Source organism: Vagococcus salmoninarum, from assembly GCF_003987495.1.
GTDB classification, from domain to species: domain Bacteria; phylum Bacillota; class Bacilli; order Lactobacillales; family Vagococcaceae; genus Vagococcus_D; species Vagococcus_D salmoninarum.
The window spans coordinates 1-17,625 of record NZ_NGJU01000026.1 but is presented as its reverse complement, the minus strand read 5'-3'; the positions used below and the strand labels follow the sequence as shown (position 1 = coordinate 17,625).

The following is a 17,625-nucleotide window of genomic DNA, read 5'->3' as shown; positions in this document are numbered from 1 at the left end:
TAGTTTAGTATTTCAAGTTATTGTGGTATGATTTACTAGGCTCAAGGAACAGAAGAAACTAGAAGAGATGTGGAGGGAAACCCATGGCGAAACGCGATTATTATGAAGTTCTGGGTGTGTCCAAAAGCGCAACAGATGATGAATTAAAAAAAGCTTATCGAAAGCTCTCAAAACAATATCATCCCGATATTAATAAAGAAGCAGATGCAGAAGATAAATTTAAAGAGATTACAGAAGCTTACGAAGTTCTAAGTGATCCCCAACGTAGAGCAGCTTATGACCAATATGGACATGCAAGCACTGACCCCAATTATGGTGGTGGTGGCGGCTTTGGCGGCGGAGGATTCGGCGGAGCTGGTGGTTTCGGTGGTTTTGAAGATATTTTTGAATCATTTTTCGGTGGCGGCGGTGGACGCTCAGCAAACCCAAATGCCCCTAGACAAGGTGCAGATTTACAATATTCATTAAAACTAAAATTTGAAGAAGCGATTTTCGGAATTGAACGGACAATCAAGTTTAATCGGGAAGACAGCTGTAGTACATGTAGTGGCACTGGTGCCAAAGCTGGTACTAAACCAGAAACTTGTACGAAATGTCACGGTCAAGGAACACTTAATGTGGAACGTCAAACTCCACTTGGTCGGGTGATGACTCGTCAAACATGTGATCAATGTAGTGGTTCAGGCCAAACGATTAAAGACCCATGTACTGATTGTCACGGTTCCGGTCGCGTCAAGAAAAAACATAGTGTCAAAGTCAATGTCCCTGCTGGTGTTGAAGATGGCCAACAAATGCGTCTTTCAGGCCAAGGGGAAGCCGGTATTAACGGCGGACCTTACGGTGATTTATACGTTGTCTTCCATGTGGAAGAAAGTGACTTATATGACCGTGAAGGCTCAGATATTTACTATGACTTACCTTTAAGCTTTGTCCAATCAGCATTAGGTGATGAAGTAGAAGTGCCAACAGTCCATGGTAAAGTTAAATTAAAAATTCCAGCTGGTACCCAAACTGGGACAACTTTCCGCTTACGTGGCAAAGGTGCGCCAAAACTTCGTGGTAGCGGCACAGGGGATCAACAAGTAACCGTTAAGATTATTACACCTAAAAACCTTAACGATGCTCAAAAACAAGCATTACGTGATTTTGCAGCAGCCGGTGGCGACAAGGTGGATGAACATGATGAAGGTTTTTTCGATAAAATGAAGGATGCCTTTAACTTTGATCCCAAGCGTAAGAAATAAATGATACAAATTTAAATGAATCAATTTCCTAAGAACTCTGAAACGTTCTTCTTAGGAAGTTGATTTTTTTTTGCGGCTAAGTTAGTATGTTTTGATAGAAATGATGGTTTTCGTTTAATAAGGCATGCTAATACGAACCGATTGTTTATTGACTAATAGTCCCAAAAACGCTTATATATTGCACGAAAAATGATATATCCCTATTTTAATATTAATAATGTTTCCTTTTATGAACGGATGGTGTAAAATGATATTAGATAAAAAATTGTAATCTGAAAGGAAGTTTTTATGAAGAAGTGGATAGCATATTTAACGATTAGTTCTATTGTGTTAGGGTCGATGCCAGTACATGTGTTGGCAGATGAAGTTCTAGCAGTAGAACAGCAAAAAACTGAGGAATTAGTTGAAAACCAAATTGTTGAAACAGAAACCTCTCAAGTAGACCTAGGGGAAGCCGATAGTGATGACGGACTTAAAGAAGACGATGAAGCAGAAGTAGAAGTAGGAGAAGAAACAGCAGATCTTAAAGCGAAGCTAGTTGTTCAGGAAATGCCCGTTGAAAAAAATACTAGTAATGACGCTGTTGCAGAAGCAGAAAGAAACTTAGAACTCACAAAAATAGCTTCAGAAAAATCAGAAAATAACACAGAATTAGTTAGTCCGAAAGAAGTGGAGCGAAAAAAATCCCCAAGAAAAACTGGTGATTTTGAAATGGCGGCTGATGGTATGTATCTTGGACAACAAGCAGGCATTAATCCAGAGTCTGGTGGCGCTTATTTATATTTTAATCCGACTAAGATTGAATTAGTAGGTCATAATGATGAGTTTAATGGTTTTAACGGTGGGAGTTACTATTACGCAGATGCTCCACATAATACCGAAAGAGTTTTAAGCTCAACGATTGATATTCAAGAAGCGGAAGGTGATTATCACTTAGCCCTTAGAGCCACTGCAACTGGTCAAGAAATGCCAGGCACTACTTTTGATAACGGTGCTCTGTCTTATCAAATTTTGAGGACAGCCTCAGAAGTAACTGTTACAGGACAAACTGGTGAAACGGTCATTAATGGTCAAGGCGAAATTCCAATGAATCCGACACACTTAACAATTGGTCGACCGGCCAGTGATACTTATGGAGACGCAACCTTTTATTGGGAAATTATCAATTCAAATGGCAAAGTTATTTTTTCAGGAACAACTGCAGCGGAACTTCCCAGTGAGGAAGATTTAGCGGAACTGCCAGGTGGCATCTATGAATTAAAGAATCAAGTAAAAGAGACAATTCCCGAGTCATCGAGACTTTTTGAGCAAAAGGGAATTAACGGAGAAGAGCTTTCTGTCAGTGCCAAGACTTCTGGTAAATTTCAAATTGCTGCAAAAGGGACAGTTGTTGTGAAACATTATTTAGAAGATGAAACGGATTACTTCGCCTCAGAATCAACAACAGAGATTGTTGATGAGGAATATATGACATATCCGGTAACGGATATTCCAGCTGGTTATGAACTTGATGAGTCGAAATTACCTAATAATAGCGAAGGCCAATACATCGACGGCGTCATTGAAGTTGACTACTATTACAAGAAAAAAGAAACGCCAGTTAAAGTGAAATACGTTTACGAAGATAAAGATGGTTTACAAGTAGAGTTTGAAGGTTCAGCAGAAGAATTTATTGAAAAATTCAAAACGCCTTTTGAAACTAATAGTAAAGACTTTGAAGGCTACGATCTTGTCACTGTTAACACTACAAGTGGAACGATTTCAGCAGATGGTAAAACAGTGAATGGAAGCCACCAAGCAGATGAAGTCCTTGTCACTTATGTTTACAAGAAAAAAGCAACATCAGTTAAAGTCAATCATATCGATACGGACACGAAAGAAGTTATTGCGGAACCAGAAATAATTCCAGGCTTATTCGAAGATCCTTATAAAACTACGTCAGCCAAAATTCCCGGCTATGAATTAGTCGTTACGCCAGATAACGCTGAAGGTAATTATTCAATGAACACACCTGAAGTGACTTACGAATATGCTAAGATTGTTCCGAAAATCATCGTGCACTTCGTTGATGAAAAGGGTAATAAAGTATCAACGTCACTGCCAGAAAAGGATGGTGTTTGGGGAAAAGATTACGAAACAACGCCGAAAACGATTGAAGGCTACGAATTAGTAATCGAAAAAACACCAGCTAATGCTGAAGGGATTTTTGGTGACGATGATGTGGAAGTGACTTATGTTTATAAGAAAAAGGCGACTCAAGTGATTGTTCACCATCAATTTGTTGATGGTAAGGAATTTGCTAAAGATGTCTTAATTGATGGGTTTTATAACGATGATTATCAAACGAAACCTGTGATTAAACCAGGTTATGTAATAGTTAAAGTAATAGGTGAAACAGTAGGTAAACATGGTGAAGTCATTAAAGAGATCACATACGTTTATGCTGAAATTTTACCGCCATTAGTCCATCCAACAATGGAAGGTGGCAAAATTGTCACTGGAACAGGCATTCCGAATACGGATATTGAAATTACCTTCCCAGACGGTACAGTTAAAAAAGGCCATGTCGACAATCAAGGTAACTGGACAATGGATGTTCCAACTGGACTTTATTTAAAAGAAGGGGATCATATTAAGGCAGTTACTGTTGATTATCTAACAGGTTTACGTTCAACAGTCGCAATTGGTCCTGTTATTCCACTAAGTCATCCAATACTACCGAAACCAGAAAATCCTGATAAAGACAAAGAAGCACCTCAGGACTCTGATGAGAAGAGTAAAGGAACAACTCCCCCAAGTAAGTCTAACAAACATCAAAATAAACTGCCCCAAACTGGCGAAAAATTGATGAAAAATACTTTGTTTACGGGAATGAGTTTAATTGTTTTAGCTGCCGGTTATTATGTCTTTAATCGCAAAAAAATAATGAAAAATAAATAGTAAAATCTAAAAGAGGCAGCGTGATTGCCTCTTTTTTTTGAACAGATTAGTTGCATTTTTATCGTTAATTAGCTATAATTTTAAAATGTAACGATTTCGTTTTATAGAGAGGGATTCTAAATGAAAAAATATAGTAGTATTTTATTAGTCGCCTTAGTAAGTGTCTTACTAGTAGCATGTAGTCCAAATAAAAAAACAGAAACTAGCCAAGGGTTAAAAGTTGTCACAACTTTTTATCCAATGTATGATTTCACGAAAAAAATAGTTGGCGATCAAGGGGAGGTCACGATGTTAATAACTGGTGAAACAGAGCCTCATGATTATGAGCCTAGTGCAAAAGACATCGCCGCAATTCAAGATGCCGATGTGTTTATTTATAACTCTAAAGAAATGGAAACTTGGGTCGCAGCAGTTTTAGCTAGTATTGATACAAAAAAAGTCGAAATTATTGAAGCGAGCCAAGGAATAGAATTATTAACTGGCGAGGAGTCAGATGAAGGTCACGATCACGATCATGATCACGCTCACGGCGTTGATCCACACGTTTGGCTAGACCCAGTTTTAGCACAACAAGAAGTAGCAACTATTGCTAAGGGGTTAAGTCAAGTGGCACCAAATGACCAAGCTTATTTTGAAACAACGAGTCAACGGTTAATTGCAGAGCTAAAAACGTTAGACGAAGCATTTTCAAAAGCTTTTAAAGAGGCGAAAAATCGCGACATGGTGACGCAACATGCGGCCTTTGGTTATTTAGCTGCCCGTTATAATTTACATCAAGTAGCAATTTCAGGGATTTCACCTGACCAAGAACCAAGTCCCAATGAATTAGCTAAAATTCAAGACTTTGTCAAAAAGGAAAAAGTTGAAATTATTTACACGGAAGAGTTAGCCTCAGACAAAATAGCTAAAACAATTGCCGAAGCCACAGGTGTTAAATTAGTGACTTTAAACACTTTAGAAGGACTTTCAAATAAACAACAAGCAGCCGGGGAAGATTATTTGAGTGTGATGGAAGATAATTTAAAAGCCTTAAGCCAGTCAATTAAATAAAAGAAAAATCAACTATTCTTTAAATAGTTGATTTTTTAATTATTAGTTAAGGGGAAGGGAAAGACTAGTCTTTCAGGTGAATAAGAGGTAACATAAAAAGGAATAAGGTTTAGGAGGAATAAACATGACAATAGGATATCATCGGCCAACTAAAGCAGTTATTGATTGCCAGGCAATCTATCATAATATCAAAAAGGAGCAAGACTTAATAACTGACGGAGCTGTTATTTTTGCAGTAGTCAAAGCGAACGGTTACGGCCATGGCGCCGTGGAAGTGGCAAAAATTGCCGAAGCAGCCGGGGTAACTGGTTTTTGTGTGGCTCTTCTAGATGAAGCTCTAGAACTAAGAGCAGCTGGCTTTACTCAACCGATTTTAATTTTAGGTGTTGTAAGTCCTCAGTACGCTAAACTACTAGTGGAAAATAAGTTAACAGCCACAGCTCCTTCCTTAGCATGGTTAAAAATGACTAGTGAAGAATTAAGCAAAGCTGAGTTCACAGATACTTTAACAATTCACGTGAAAATAGATTCTGGTATGGGCCGCTTAGGACTAGTCACTCCAGCAGAAATGAGTGAGACAGTCACATACTTAAAATCCCACCCCGAGTTCGAATTAGAAGGACTCTTTACCCATTTTTCAAAAGCCGATTCAACGGATACAGCTTATTTTGAACTGCAACAAAGTCGTTTTAAAACAGCGATTGAGCTATTTCCTAAAGACTTAAAATATATTCATACAGCCAATTCTGCTACAGCGTTGTGGCACGAGCACTGGCAGTCAAACTTAATTCGCTTTGGCGTTGCTATGTATGGTTTAAATCCTTCTGGAACAGAAGTCGCTGCCCCTTATCAGTTAAAGCAAGCCATGTCTATAGTGACAGAACTTGTCCATGTGAAACAAGTCAGTCAGGGCGAGCACATCAGCTATGGTGCGGAGTATCAGGCACAGTCTGATGAATGGATTGGGACGCTGCCGATTGGTTACGCTGATGGCTTTAATCGGCGTTTTAAGGGCTATCACTTAATTATCGATGGTCAACATGCTGAGATAGTTGGTCGGATCTGTATGGACCAATGTATGATTCGTTTGCCGAAAGAATATCCCCTCGGTACTAAAGTGACAATTTTTGGCGAAAATGGTAGTCTAGCCAATTCCCTTCAAAGTGGTGCGGAATACATTGGGACAATTAATTATGAAATCCCCTGTATGTTAACAGAACGGGTTCCTTTAGAGTATAAAAGTTAATAATATAATAAGTAAAAAAGCAATCAAAAAATTTTGATTGCTTTTTTTATCGTTTTTGATTGACATTTAATGGGAAATTAGTTAAGATTTAATCAACTGGTAGTTACCAGTCATAACCAGTTGAGAAAGGCGGTCAAACGTATGATGCTAAATAAAGATACAGCAGTGCCATTATACAATCAACTAATTGATAAATTGATTGATGAGATTAAAAATAATTTATCGGAAGGTGATAAATTACTATCTGAAAGAGAGATTTGTCAAAAATATGATGTAAGTCGCACAACTGTAAGATTGGCTTTGACTGAACTAGAAGATTTAGGTTACGTTTTTAAACGTCATGGTAAAGGAACATTTGTTTCAGGTCTTTGGAAAGAGATGAGCGACTTATCGGATTCTTATAGTTTTACCGAACATATGAAAAGTTTAGGTAAAAATCCTAAAACGATGATTATTGAATTCACTCAAACGTTTGCCAATAAAGTCGTGGCTAAAAAACTAGGTTTAAAAGATGGGGCAGAAGTTTATCGGTTAGTGCGTCTCAGAGTTGCTGACAATATTCCAATGATGTATGAAACCTCTTATGTGCCTGTCAGTCTGTTTCCAGATTTAACAGCGAAACTAATTAACAGTAAGCCTTTATACAATATTTTTTATCAAGATTATCAATGTGAGATTAGTTACGCAGATGAAGAGTTTTATGCCTCGCTAGTTCAAGAAAAAGAGGCACAATATTTAGGGGTGGAAGTTAATGACGCGTGTTTACGTATTCAACGTGAAACCCATCGAAAAGATAATCAAGTTATAGAATACACAATAAGTGTGGCACGAAGTGATCAATTTGTTTACAAAATTCGCCACGCTAAAAAATAATGTAGGAGGATTTGTCATGTTTGAAAAAGACCAAGAGTCATTAAAAGCACTAGGCGCTGAGATAACAACTGGCGAAATAATGCAACAACCAGAATTATGGGAAGAAGTTATCAAAGGATATCAAGAGAAGCAAGCTGAAATCAAGGACTTTTTAGGAAAGATTACTGAAAGTCACGGCAAAGTGAAAGTCTTGTTTTCCGGAGCGGGAACATCAGCTTTTGTAGGTGAAACAGTTCTCCCTTTTGTAAGTGAAGTGAGTGAGGCAAGTCGTTTCGACTTTGCCATCGCACCAACGACTAGTGTTGTTAGTAATCCTCATAGTTTTTACCAAGCAGATGTTCCGACTATTTTAGTTTCTTATGCTAGAAGTGGTAACAGTCCAGAAAGTTTAGCGACCGTTGAACTTGGTAAAAAGTTAGTCAAAGATTTTTATCAAATAACTATTACGTGTGCAGCAGAAGGCGAATTAGCTATGAATGCTCAAGGTGATAAGAATAATCTATTGCTCTTAATGCCTTCGAAAGCAAATGATCAAGGCTTTGCAATGACTGGTAGTTTCACTTGTATGACCTTAATGTCATTGTTAGTTTTCGATCAAGCTAGTCTAACGAATAAAGTAGCTAATGTTAGTCAAATCGTCCAGTTAGGTCGTGAAGTCTTAAGTCGTGAAGCTGAAATAGCAGCTTTTGTAGCAAAAGATTTCCAACGAGTCGTGTACCTTGGCTCAGGCGCTTTTGCTGGTTTGGCTCGAGAAGTTCAATTGAAAATTTTAGAATTAACAGCAGGTAAAATTAGCACGCTCTTTGATAGTTCACTAGGATTTAGACATGGCCCAAAATCATTTGTTGATGAAAATGTCTTAGTTTTTGTTTTCACTTCGAACAATTCTTATACGCGCCAATATGACATTGATTTATTAAATGAAGTGGCTGGTGATGAGATTGCGCCTTTAGTTTGTGGCATTAGTATTGAAGGAGACATTAATTTTGCTGGAACTAATATGCAATTTTCAAAAGAATATCAGCAGTTACCAGATGGGTACTTAAGCATTCCCTTTGCTATATTCGGACAAACACTGGCTTTATTGACGGCAATCAAAGTTGGCAATAAACCTGATACGCCATCGCCAACTGGTACTGTTAACCGGGTCGTTCAAGGAGTGACAATTTACGATAACTTAACACAATAAAATTAAATTTAAGAGGGTGTCATAATGATAGGATGTATTTTAACTGGTCATGGAGAATTTGCTACTGGTTTGTCTCACTCATTAACAATGATTGCTGGTGAACAAACTAATTTTGAAGTCGTCCCTTTTAAAGAAGAATTACCCTTAAAAGAATTTGAGGAGACTCTTAGTTATCAATTAACTAAGCTCCTCAAAGTAACCAAGGGGGTCGTTATCTTTTGCGACTTGTTAGGTGGAACCCCTTTCAATACAGCGATGGTTCAATCCCTTCATTTAGAAAACGTTGCTGTGATTGCAGGGACGAATTTGCCGCTGTTAATTGAAGGTAGTCTTTTACGATTGACTGCTGAAGATGCTAGTCAATTAGCCAATCACTTAGTTACTGTTGGTCGAGAATCCTTACTAGTCGCCCAAGTCCCAAAGTTTGAGGGAAATATTGCAGAAGATTTGATAGAAGAGGGGATTTAAAATGTGGGAAAATATTTTAGCCTCATCGATAGTGTTAGTTAGTTTTATCATGATTTTAGTAATCATTTATGGGATTTTCAGCTTTAGTAATGTCAAGAAGCAAAAAAACCGTTACAAAGAAATTCATACAACAATTAGTCAAGGCCAAAAAGTAGTGCTAGCTAATGGTATTTACGGCAAAGTAAAACATGTCAATCATGAGACCATTGATTTAGAAGTAAAGTCGGGAGCAGTTATGACAGTGTCACGATATGCGATTTCACAAATAATAAAAAATGAGGAGTAATCTAATATGGCGAATATTTTACTTACAAGAATTGATAACCGTTTAATTCACGGTCAAGTAGCTACTCAGTGGAATTCTTACTTGGGAGCAAACTTATTACTAGTCGCTAATGATAAAGTAGCGGGGGATAAAATGCGTCAAGGCTTAATGGACATGGCGGCACCAACTGGCGTAGCAACTCGTTATTTCACTTTACAAAAAACAATCGAGATTATTCATAAAGCAGCGGATCGGCAAAAAATATTTATTATTTGTGAAACGCCAGCAGATGTCTTAACTCTCGTAGAAGGAGGAGTGCCTATAAGTAAAGTTAATATTGGTAATATGCACATGTCAGAAGGGAAGAAACAAGTTGCTACATCCGTTGCAGTAGATGATAAAGATGTAAAGGCTTTCGCGAAGTTACAAGAAAAAAATGTTGAATTAGAAATTAGACGTGTTCCGACAATGCAAGCAGAAGATTTAAACAAGTTGTTTAAATAGGAAAACTGGAGGAAAGTAAAGATGGAGTATACTATATTACAAATTTTACTAGTATTTTTAGTGACGTTTATTGCTGCAATTGATCAATTTAGCTTTTTGGAATCATTATATCAACCAATTGTTACAGGAATGGTTATTGGTTTAATTTTAGGAGATTTACAGACAGGTTTGATTGTTGGTGGTACTTATCAATTAATGACAATTGGGAATATGCCAGTTGGCGGAGCACAGCCACCGAATGCGGTAATTGGTGGGATTATGGCAGCTGTTCTAGCAATTTCGTTGAAGCTTGAACCGACTGTCGCTGTTGCCACAGCTATCCCTTTCTCACTACTTGGCCAATACGGAGTAACATTACTTTTCGGATTTATGGCTCCGATGATGACTGTTGCCGATCGATACGCTGCAGAAGCTGACGACAAAGGCATTGAAAAAATTAATTACTTGGCGATGGCTTTAATTGGAACAATTTTCGGCGTAATTGTGACGCTCTTCTTTATTGGTGGAGCAACTTTCGGTGATAAAGTAGTTGGTGCAATCCCTGAATGGTTAATGAGCGGTTTAGGTGCTGCAGGGGGAATGATGCGACTAGTCGGGTTTGCGATTCTCTTAAAAGTAATGGTTTCAAAAGAATTATGGGGCTTTTTCTTCTTCGGTTTCGCTTTGGCATGTATTGTCATGGGAATCGAATCATTAACTGGTCCAGCTTTAATTATTTTAGCCTTTATCGGCTTCGCCTTAGCTTATTGGGATTTCCAAATTCAAACGAAATTTAAAACTGCTGCCGTAGATGGCTTTAATGGAGGCGAAGAAGATGGCATATAATATTCCAGAAACATATAAAAATCAACAGCCAGCCCAACAGTTAGATAATAAAACCTTAAATAAAATGGTTTGGCGCTCACTTTTCTTACAAGCATCCTTTAACTTTGAAAGAATGCAAGCTGCTGGTTGGTTATACGGTATTTTGCCTGGTTTAAAAAAGATTCATAAAGATGAAAAAGAAGATTTAGCGGCATCGATGTCACATAACTTAGAGTTTTTTAACACTCATCCTTTCTTAGTAACTTTTGTCATGGGGATTGTCTTATCAATGGAACAAAACAAAGCCGACATTCCGATGATTAGAGCCGTTAGAGTCTCAGCAATGGGACCTTTAGGCGGAATTGGTGATGCTCTCTTCTGGTTTACTCTTGTTCCAATTACTGCTGGAATTACTTCAAACATGGCAATTAATGGCAACATAGCGGCACCATTTTTATTCTTGTTAATATTTAACGTGGCGCAATTTGCGATTCGTTATTGGTTGATGCATTGGTCATATAAGATGGGCACTGATGCGATTGGATTATTAACGGCGAATGCTAAGGAATTTACGCGAGCAGCTAGTATTTTAGGAATCTTTGTCGTTGGGTGTTTAACTGTAACAGCTAGTGTCACAAGTTTAAATATCTCAATTCCAAACGGTACGACCTTTACACCAACGGCTATTACGACAACTATTCCAGCCGAGGACTTAACTGATTTTAGCGATAAAATCTATGCAAAAGATGAAAGTGGCGAGATTAAAATGGCTGAAGGTGAAGCTGTTTTAGCAGAAGGAACTACCATTCGTGAACTAGACAATGGTCAAATTCAGTTAACTTATAATGAATTTGAAGAAACACCTGTGACGATTAATATTCAAGAAATTTTAGATGGTATTTTACCTAAAATTGTTCCAATGGCAATCACACTAGGTTTGTATTTACTCTTATCTAAACGGAAATGGACACCGTTAAAATGTATCATGTTATTACTTATTATCGGTATTTTAGGTTCTGGAATGGGATTCTTCCCTTCGATCTGGCCTTAAATTAAAGGAGAATTACTCTTCAAGTAAACACACTTGAAGAGTAGCTCTTTCAATCAAGTAAAGGAAGGGATCAAGAATGATTTTAACTGTCACAATGAATCCAGCAATAGATATCGCTTACCCACTGGAAACCTTAGCTATTAATACGACTAATCGGGTAACGAGTGATTTAAAAAGTGCTGGGGGTAAAGGTTTGAACGTCAGTCGTGTCTTAGCTTTAAAAGAGCAAAAAGTTCTTGCTACCGGCCTAATTGGTGGAGATATGGGTAACTATATCAAAGGGAAACTGGAAGCTGAAAAGATTAGTTTTGATTTTTATGAAACTGAAATTAATTCAAGAATGTGTATTGCGATTTTACATGATGACGGTCAGCAAACAGAACTATTAGAAAATGGTGGTAGTTATAGCCACGCTGATGATGTTGGTTTTATTAATAAATTTACGCGTATTATTGACACTCAGCCAATAAGCTTAGTAACGATATCAGGCAGTTTACCTCAAGGTATTTCAGAAGAGTGCTATCAAAAAATGATTACTATTGCTAAGGAAAAAGGGCTGAAAGTTCTTCTTGATAGCTCAGGCAAAGCTTATGAATTAGCTTTAAAAGGTCAGGATAAACCTTATCTGATTAAGCCTAATCAAAAAGAGTTGGCTGATTTACTTGGAATAGCTGAATTAACTAGTCACAGTCAAATTATTGACAGCTTGGCACACCCATTACTTATAGATATTCCCTGGATTGTAGTCAGTTTAGGTAGTGCTGGGGCAATTGCTAAAATTGAGCAGGAAATTTATCAAGTGACGATTCCTAAAATTACAGTTGTCAGTCCAGTTGGTTCTGGTGATTCAACAATTGCCGGCTTAGCCATTGGCATAGCTCATCAACAAACAATCCCAGAAATTTTAAAAACAGCAATGACTTTAGGCATTTTGAATACGTTAGAAAAAAGAACTGGGTTTGTTAATACGAGTAACTTTAATGAATACTACGAACAAATAACTATTAAAAAAATCTAAAACATCAGAGGAGCAAATTAAGTGAATTACACAACTAACAAATTAAAAGCAATGGAACGATTATCGACTGAAGATGGGATTATTTCAGCACTGGCAATTGATCAACGTGGCGCTATGACTAAAATGATGGCTAAAGCTGGTAAAACTGACATCAAAGCTACGGAAATTGAAACCTTCAAACAAATCGTTTCAGAAGAATTAACAAGTCTATCTTCTTCAATTTTATTAGATCCAGAATACGGTTTGCCTGGTGCGAAAGCTCGTCACGAAACTTCAGGTCTATTATTAGCTTATGAAAAAACCGGCTATGATGCCAACGTTCCAGGGCGTTTTCCAGATTTACTAAATGACTGGTCAGCGAAACGGATCAAAGAAGCTGGGGCAGATGCCGTTAAATTTTTACTTTATTATGACACAGAAGAAGTAGCAGAAATTAACGATCAAAAGCATGCCTTTGTTGAGCGGATTGGTTCTGAATGTGTAGCGGAAGATATTCCTTTTTATTTAGAATTATTATCTTACGACAAAAACATTGCTGATAACACTAGTGCCGAATTTGCAAAAGTTAAACCAAGAAAAGTCATTGATATGATGAAAGAATTTTCAAAAGAACGCTACAATGTAGATGTTTTGAAAATGGAAATTCCTGTCAATATGGCTTTTGTTGAAGGCTTTAGTGAAGGGGAAGTTCTTTATTCCCGAGCCGAAGCTTTAGCTTATTACCAAGAGCAAAGTCAGGCAACAGACTTACCCTTTATCTTCTTAAGTGCCGGAGTCAGTGCGGATTTATTTAGAGAAACATTACACTTTGCTAAAGAAGCAGGTTCAACTTTCAATGGCGTCCTTTGTGGTCGAGCAACGTGGGCAGATGCAGTCATTCCTTTTGTTGAAGCCGGGGAAGAAGCAACGAGAGAATGGTTAAGAACGCAAGGTAAAGCCAACATGGAAGAACTAAATGAAGTGTTAGCTCAGACAGCTACTTCATGGAAAATGAAAGTAAACTAAAAAGATGTAACCAACTAGAATTTTAGTTGGTTTTTTTGTATAGATAAAAGTTAATAATTTCTCATACAAAAGTCTTAGTGAAAAAAGATACAATTAAGTTTATAATGAGAAGGGAGAGGTGATTAATAGTGAAAATACGGATTATTTATATCTCAGTTTCAGGCAATACGCGAGCCTTTGTCAAAAAATTGCAAAGCTATGGTGAAGAAAGTTGTGAAATTGAATTAGTTGAAGTCACTGATTTTAGTAAGTTTTCTAAAGAAAGCGAACCTTTTGTGGCTTTTGTACCAACTTATTTAGATGGTGGCAACGGTCAAGATAATGGCACTAATGAAATTATGACAAATACCCTCAAAGAGTATATTGACTTTGCTGATAACCAAAAATTTTGTCTAGGAGTGGTTGGCAGTGGTAATAAAAACTTTAACTGGCAATATTGTTTAACCGCCAAACAGTATGCTGAAAGTTTTGAGATTCCCTTTTTAGCAGACTATGAACTGAGAGGAACACCAGCAGACGTCCAACGGATTTTTGAGGTCCTCCAAGAGGTTTTTAAAGAGCAAGTGTAGTCACTAGAAAAAGCATAAATTATGAATTATAGGAGGTTAGTCACCGATGGAAATACGGATCGAAGATTTAAAGATGCGTTATGGCACGAAAGAAGTCTTGAGTGTCGAGCAATTAATATTTAAAAAAGGCAAAACATACGGCTTAGTAGGCCATAATGGTGCAGGTAAAACCACGTTATTTAAGTGTTTAACTAATATTATTGCTACTTACACTGGTGATATTTATATTGGCGAAGCAAATGTCAGAGAAGACAATAAAGTTTTGTTAAATGTCGGAATTGTTTTAGATGGCATGTCCATGTATCAAGATCATACGGGTTGGTTTAATATCCAATATTTCTCAGGTCTCCGCGGGGAAAAACATGAAGAAAAAGCCCGGCAATTGGCTCAAGAATTAGATTTAACTGAAGCGTTAGAGGAAAAAGTCAGCCATTATTCTTACGGAATGCAGAAGAAATTAATTTTATTAATCGCCTTATTGCATAACCCCAAAATATTGATTTTAGATGAACCTTTTAGAGGTTTAGATGCCAAAACAGTGACGTGGTTCAAAACCTATTTGAAAGAGTTAACGAATGCTGGGCAAACCTTGTTAATTTCTAGTCATGTCCAAAATGACTTAGAAGCCCTTTGTGATGAAGTTATTGTCATTGATCAAGGGAAAATCGCTCAAACAATTGATTTAGTAGCAGAACGTCAGTCAGCGATTCGCTTAATTGACACAACGGACAATGAAGCTTTTAAAGAAATGTTATTGGCTGCAAACTATCCCTTCCAAATGAATAAAGTCGGGATTATTAAATTAGATTGTGCAGACGAACGTTGGCAAGAAATTTACCACTTATTATATAGCCGAGGCATTTGGATTGAAGAGATGACTCGTGTTCAAGTATTAACAGAAAAATTAAACTAAAAATGAGGTGACAAAATGACCGGTCCATTAATTTTTAAAATGGAATTATTCAAATTCTTTAGAGATAAACGCTATTTATTAGCAATTGGTATTTTAGCAATTTTGAACACAAGTGTGACATTGTTTTATAGTATCTTTTTGACGACTAGTCGGCACTTAGCCTTTGATAGTGTCCTCGTCAGGTTTTCATCAATTATTGGCATTGTGACTGCTTTACTAATTTTTGCCAATATGATTTTTACGTTCCTATTTCCGTTTCATATTTTGTCGATAGATTATAAAAACAACGTGATGGCAATGATGATTGCCTCTGGTGTTAACCGAACCCGCTTGTTTTTTGCTAAAATTGGCGCAGTAATCTTACTTTCACTCGGCTTATTTCTAGCAATTAGTGTTGGGCCATTTATCATTGTTTTGATTCAAACGATTATTGGTGGCCAAATCAATGAGTTCTTTAGTGGCTTTTTAGAATTCTTTAGATTCCTAAAATTAGATATTAATATTATCCAAATTATGTTTAGTGCTTTACTAGCTGTCTTTAATAGTGTGGTTGTCATTACAGCTGCAACTATTTTGATGAAAGGTAAAAATACGGCAATCATCGTTTCCATGGGCTTTGGTATGTTAAGTAGTTTTTTAAGCAATTTTTTCAACCAATTTGCCTTCTCAACGGAAGTGACACTGGAAAGTATGGCAATGGTTCAAGCAGTTTCCTCGGTCATCTCAATTGCGGTTTTCTGTTTTGTAGGCTTACTAGCTTTACAAAAACAAAACTTATAAAACAGACGGTTCTCTCAATAAATTGAGGGAACTGTTTTTTTTTGAAAAACTGATTTTTTATCAAGGGATATCAAGGGTTCTCTATGTGATAACGCTTTTATCTATGTTAACCTTAGAAGTGTTAAAGGCATTACAAAACAATCAGATGGAGGGTTATTATGTCTAGAGATGCATTGAAAATTGTAACAATTGGTGGCGGTTCAAGTTATACACCAGAACTAATTGAAGGATATATCAAACGTCAAGATCAGTTACCAATTAAAGAAATTTGGTTAGTCGATATCGAAGCCGGTAAAGAAAAATTAGAAGTTGTGGGTGCCATGGCAAAACGGATGGTCAAAGCAGCAGGTCTAGATTGGGAAGTTCACTTAACTTTAGATCGTCGTGAAGCCTTAAAAGATGCTGATTATGTATCTACTCAATTCCGTGTAGGTTTATTAGACGCTCGAATTAAAGATGAACGAGTACCATTATCACATGGCGTTTTAGGACAAGAAACAAATGGCGCTGGGGGAATGTTTAAAGCATTTAGAACAATTCCAGTTATTTTAGATATTATTGCTGATATGAAGGAAGTCTGTCCAAATGCTTGGTTAGTTAACTTTACTAACCCTGCTGGTATGGTTACTGAAGCAGCGATTAAACATGGCGGTTGGAAAAAAACAGCTGGACTGTGTAATGTGCCAATTGGTCATAGCAAACAAGCCGCTGAAAAATTAGGTGTTCCTGAAGAAGAATTATTCATTAAATACGCTGGAATCAATCATTTCCACTGGCACCGTGTCTGGGATAAAGCTGGAAATGAGCGGACAGATGAGTTAATTGATTTAATTTATGGCCCACAAGAAGACTCTGAAAGTCATTTGAAAAATATTCATTCAGCACCATTCCATTATGAACAAATTAAAGATTTAGGTATGTTACCATGTGGCTACCACCGTTATTACTACATTGAAGACGAAATGTTAGCTCACTCAGTTGAGGAATTTGAAAAAGGAGAAACTCGCGCTCAAGTTGTTAAAGCAACTGAAGCTCGCTTGTTTGAACTTTATAAAGACCCAGCTTTAGATTACAAACCAAAAGAATTAGAACAACGTGGGGGAACTCACTACAGCGATGCGGCGTGTGAACTAATTGCCTCAATCCAAAATGACAAACGGACAGACATGGTCGTTTCAACTGAAAACAATGGAACAATCACTGATTTACCATACGACTGTGTCGTTGAAGTGTCAGGACCTGTGACAAGTCATGGTCACGAACCTTACAACTGGGGAAGCTTCCCACCAGCAGCGCGTGGTTTAATCCAAGGGATGAAGGGCATGGAAGAAACAACGATTCGTGCAGCGATTACTGGTGATTATGGTGCAGCTTTACATGCCTTCACTATTAACCCATTAGTTCCATGTGGTAAAATGGCTAAGACGTTACTTGATGAGTTATTATTAGCTCACAAAGATCACTTACCACAATTTGCTGAAGCTATCAGCAAAATTGAAGCAACACAACCTGAAACAGTTAAGTATGTTGAAGAATTGATGAAAAGTAATTAATTAAATTTAAAAGCGTAACTATCTGGGCTCTACGTCAAATTGTGTGGATGGCTAAAATTTAGTCGAATAAATAGTTACTTAGGCAGCTTCATCAGAAATGGTGAAGTTGCTTTTTTGTGTCACTTTAAAACTGATTAGAATGCGGTGTTTAAA

Annotated in this window: 17 protein-coding genes; all 17 read left to right on the top strand. The window is 37.2% G+C overall.

Annotated features, from left to right (window positions below):
• The first annotated feature begins 83 nt into the window (after nt 1-83).
• The 17 genes from dnaJ to CBF35_RS13405 all read left to right on the top strand — a co-directional run bounded on the left by dnaJ (nt 84) and on the right by CBF35_RS13405 (nt 17,472).
• Nucleotides 84-1,244, top strand: a complete 1,161-nt coding sequence (gene dnaJ, locus CBF35_RS13485) for a molecular chaperone DnaJ (RefSeq protein WP_126782105.1) — start codon at nt 84-86, stop codon at nt 1,242-1,244.
• Nucleotides 1,245-1,532: 288 nt separating this feature from the next.
• Nucleotides 1,533-4,184, top strand: coding sequence for a MucBP domain-containing protein (locus CBF35_RS13480; protein WP_126782103.1), 2,652 nt, complete (start codon nt 1,533-1,535; stop codon nt 4,182-4,184).
• Nucleotides 4,185-4,304: 120 nt separating this feature from the next.
• Nucleotides 4,305-5,234 carry a metal ABC transporter substrate-binding protein gene (locus CBF35_RS13475; protein WP_126782101.1) on the top strand — a complete coding sequence of 310 codons (930 nt, stop codon included), beginning with the start codon at nt 4,305-4,307 and terminating at the stop codon, nt 5,232-5,234.
• A 124-nt stretch (nt 5,235-5,358) separates the two neighbouring features.
• On the top strand, nt 5,359-6,480 hold the full coding sequence (alr, locus tag CBF35_RS13470; protein WP_126782099.1) for an alanine racemase: 1,122 nt from the start codon (nt 5,359-5,361) through the stop codon (nt 6,478-6,480).
• A 141-nt stretch (nt 6,481-6,621) separates the two neighbouring features.
• Nucleotides 6,622-7,353, top strand: a complete 732-nt coding sequence (locus CBF35_RS13465) for a GntR family transcriptional regulator (RefSeq protein ID WP_407290310.1) — start codon at nt 6,622-6,624, stop codon at nt 7,351-7,353.
• 16 nt (nt 7,354-7,369) lie between these two features.
• Nucleotides 7,370-8,542, top strand: coding sequence for an AgaS family sugar isomerase (locus tag CBF35_RS13460; RefSeq protein ID WP_126782097.1), 1,173 nt, complete (start codon nt 7,370-7,372; stop codon nt 8,540-8,542).
• Nucleotides 8,543-8,566: 24 nt separating this feature from the next.
• Nucleotides 8,567-9,010, top strand: a complete 444-nt coding sequence (locus tag CBF35_RS13455; protein ID WP_126782095.1) for a PTS sugar transporter subunit IIA — start codon at nt 8,567-8,569, stop codon at nt 9,008-9,010.
• Between the two features lies 1 nt (nt 9,011).
• Complete coding sequence (yajC, locus tag CBF35_RS13450) at nt 9,012-9,296, top strand: preprotein translocase subunit YajC (protein ID WP_126782092.1); 285 nt, start codon at nt 9,012-9,014, stop codon at nt 9,294-9,296.
• Nucleotides 9,297-9,302: 6 nt separating this feature from the next.
• A complete protein-coding gene (agaV, locus tag CBF35_RS13445; protein WP_126782090.1) occupies nt 9,303-9,779 on the top strand; it encodes a PTS N-acetylgalactosamine transporter subunit IIB in 477 nt (158 codons plus the stop codon).
• A gap of 21 nt (nt 9,780-9,800) precedes the next feature.
• Nucleotides 9,801-10,604, top strand: coding sequence for a PTS mannose/fructose/sorbose/N-acetylgalactosamine transporter subunit IIC (locus CBF35_RS13440; protein WP_126782088.1), 804 nt, complete (start codon nt 9,801-9,803; stop codon nt 10,602-10,604).
• Nucleotides 10,594-11,634, top strand: coding sequence for a PTS system mannose/fructose/sorbose family transporter subunit IID (locus CBF35_RS13435; RefSeq protein ID WP_126782086.1), 1,041 nt, complete (start codon nt 10,594-10,596; stop codon nt 11,632-11,634). The genes CBF35_RS13440 and CBF35_RS13435 overlap by 11 nt, the downstream gene beginning before the upstream one ends.
• A 76-nt stretch (nt 11,635-11,710) precedes the next feature.
• The gene (locus CBF35_RS13430; RefSeq protein ID WP_126782084.1) at nt 11,711-12,652 is read left to right on the top strand and encodes a hexose kinase; all 942 of its coding nucleotides are present in this window, start codon (nt 11,711-11,713) and stop codon (nt 12,650-12,652) included.
• Between the two features lie 21 nt (nt 12,653-12,673).
• A complete protein-coding gene (gene lacD, locus CBF35_RS13425) occupies nt 12,674-13,657 on the top strand; it encodes a tagatose-bisphosphate aldolase (RefSeq protein WP_280530467.1) in 984 nt (327 codons plus the stop codon).
• A gap of 134 nt (nt 13,658-13,791) precedes the next feature.
• The gene (nrdI, locus tag CBF35_RS13420) at nt 13,792-14,226 is read left to right on the top strand and encodes a class Ib ribonucleoside-diphosphate reductase assembly flavoprotein NrdI (protein WP_126782140.1); all 435 of its coding nucleotides are present in this window, start codon (nt 13,792-13,794) and stop codon (nt 14,224-14,226) included.
• Nucleotides 14,227-14,272: 46 nt separating this feature from the next.
• On the top strand, nt 14,273-15,139 hold the full coding sequence (locus CBF35_RS13415; protein WP_126782082.1) for an ATP-binding cassette domain-containing protein: 867 nt from the start codon (nt 14,273-14,275) through the stop codon (nt 15,137-15,139).
• A gap of 15 nt (nt 15,140-15,154) precedes the next feature.
• The gene (locus CBF35_RS13410; protein WP_126782080.1) at nt 15,155-15,919 is read left to right on the top strand and encodes a hypothetical protein; all 765 of its coding nucleotides are present in this window, start codon (nt 15,155-15,157) and stop codon (nt 15,917-15,919) included.
• A gap of 158 nt (nt 15,920-16,077) precedes the next feature.
• Nucleotides 16,078-17,472 carry a 6-phospho-beta-glucosidase gene (locus CBF35_RS13405; protein ID WP_126782078.1) on the top strand — a complete coding sequence of 465 codons (1,395 nt, stop codon included), beginning with the start codon at nt 16,078-16,080 and terminating at the stop codon, nt 17,470-17,472.
• Nucleotides 17,473-17,625 lie beyond the last annotated feature (153 nt).

What these genes read in the sequence shown, in the direction of transcription:
- CBF35_RS13480 (WP_126782103.1), top strand. Translation starts at nt 1,533, where the DNA reads ATGAAGAAGTGGATAGCATATTTAACGATTAGTTCTATTGTGTTAGGG.
- CBF35_RS13415 (WP_126782082.1), top strand. Translation starts at nt 14,273, where the DNA reads ATGGAAATACGGATCGAAGATTTAAAGATGCGTTATGGCACGAAAGAA.
- CBF35_RS13455 (WP_126782095.1), top strand. Translation starts at nt 8,567, where the DNA reads ATGATAGGATGTATTTTAACTGGTCATGGAGAATTTGCTACTGGTTTG.
- CBF35_RS13465 (WP_407290310.1), top strand. Translation starts at nt 6,622, where the DNA reads ATGATGCTAAATAAAGATACAGCAGTGCCATTATACAATCAACTAATT.
- yajC (WP_126782092.1), top strand. Translation starts at nt 9,012, where the DNA reads ATGTGGGAAAATATTTTAGCCTCATCGATAGTGTTAGTTAGTTTTATC.
- CBF35_RS13410 (WP_126782080.1), top strand. Translation starts at nt 15,155, where the DNA reads ATGACCGGTCCATTAATTTTTAAAATGGAATTATTCAAATTCTTTAGA.
- CBF35_RS13460 (WP_126782097.1), top strand. Translation starts at nt 7,370, where the DNA reads ATGTTTGAAAAAGACCAAGAGTCATTAAAAGCACTAGGCGCTGAGATA.
- agaV (WP_126782090.1), top strand. Translation starts at nt 9,303, where the DNA reads ATGGCGAATATTTTACTTACAAGAATTGATAACCGTTTAATTCACGGT.
- dnaJ (WP_126782105.1), top strand. Translation starts at nt 84, where the DNA reads ATGGCGAAACGCGATTATTATGAAGTTCTGGGTGTGTCCAAAAGCGCA.
- CBF35_RS13475 (WP_126782101.1), top strand. Translation starts at nt 4,305, where the DNA reads ATGAAAAAATATAGTAGTATTTTATTAGTCGCCTTAGTAAGTGTCTTA.
- alr (WP_126782099.1), top strand. Translation starts at nt 5,359, where the DNA reads ATGACAATAGGATATCATCGGCCAACTAAAGCAGTTATTGATTGCCAG.
- CBF35_RS13440 (WP_126782088.1), top strand. Translation starts at nt 9,801, where the DNA reads ATGGAGTATACTATATTACAAATTTTACTAGTATTTTTAGTGACGTTT.
- CBF35_RS13435 (WP_126782086.1), top strand. Translation starts at nt 10,594, where the DNA reads ATGGCATATAATATTCCAGAAACATATAAAAATCAACAGCCAGCCCAA.
- CBF35_RS13405 (WP_126782078.1), top strand. Translation starts at nt 16,078, where the DNA reads ATGTCTAGAGATGCATTGAAAATTGTAACAATTGGTGGCGGTTCAAGT.
- CBF35_RS13430 (WP_126782084.1), top strand. Translation starts at nt 11,711, where the DNA reads ATGATTTTAACTGTCACAATGAATCCAGCAATAGATATCGCTTACCCA.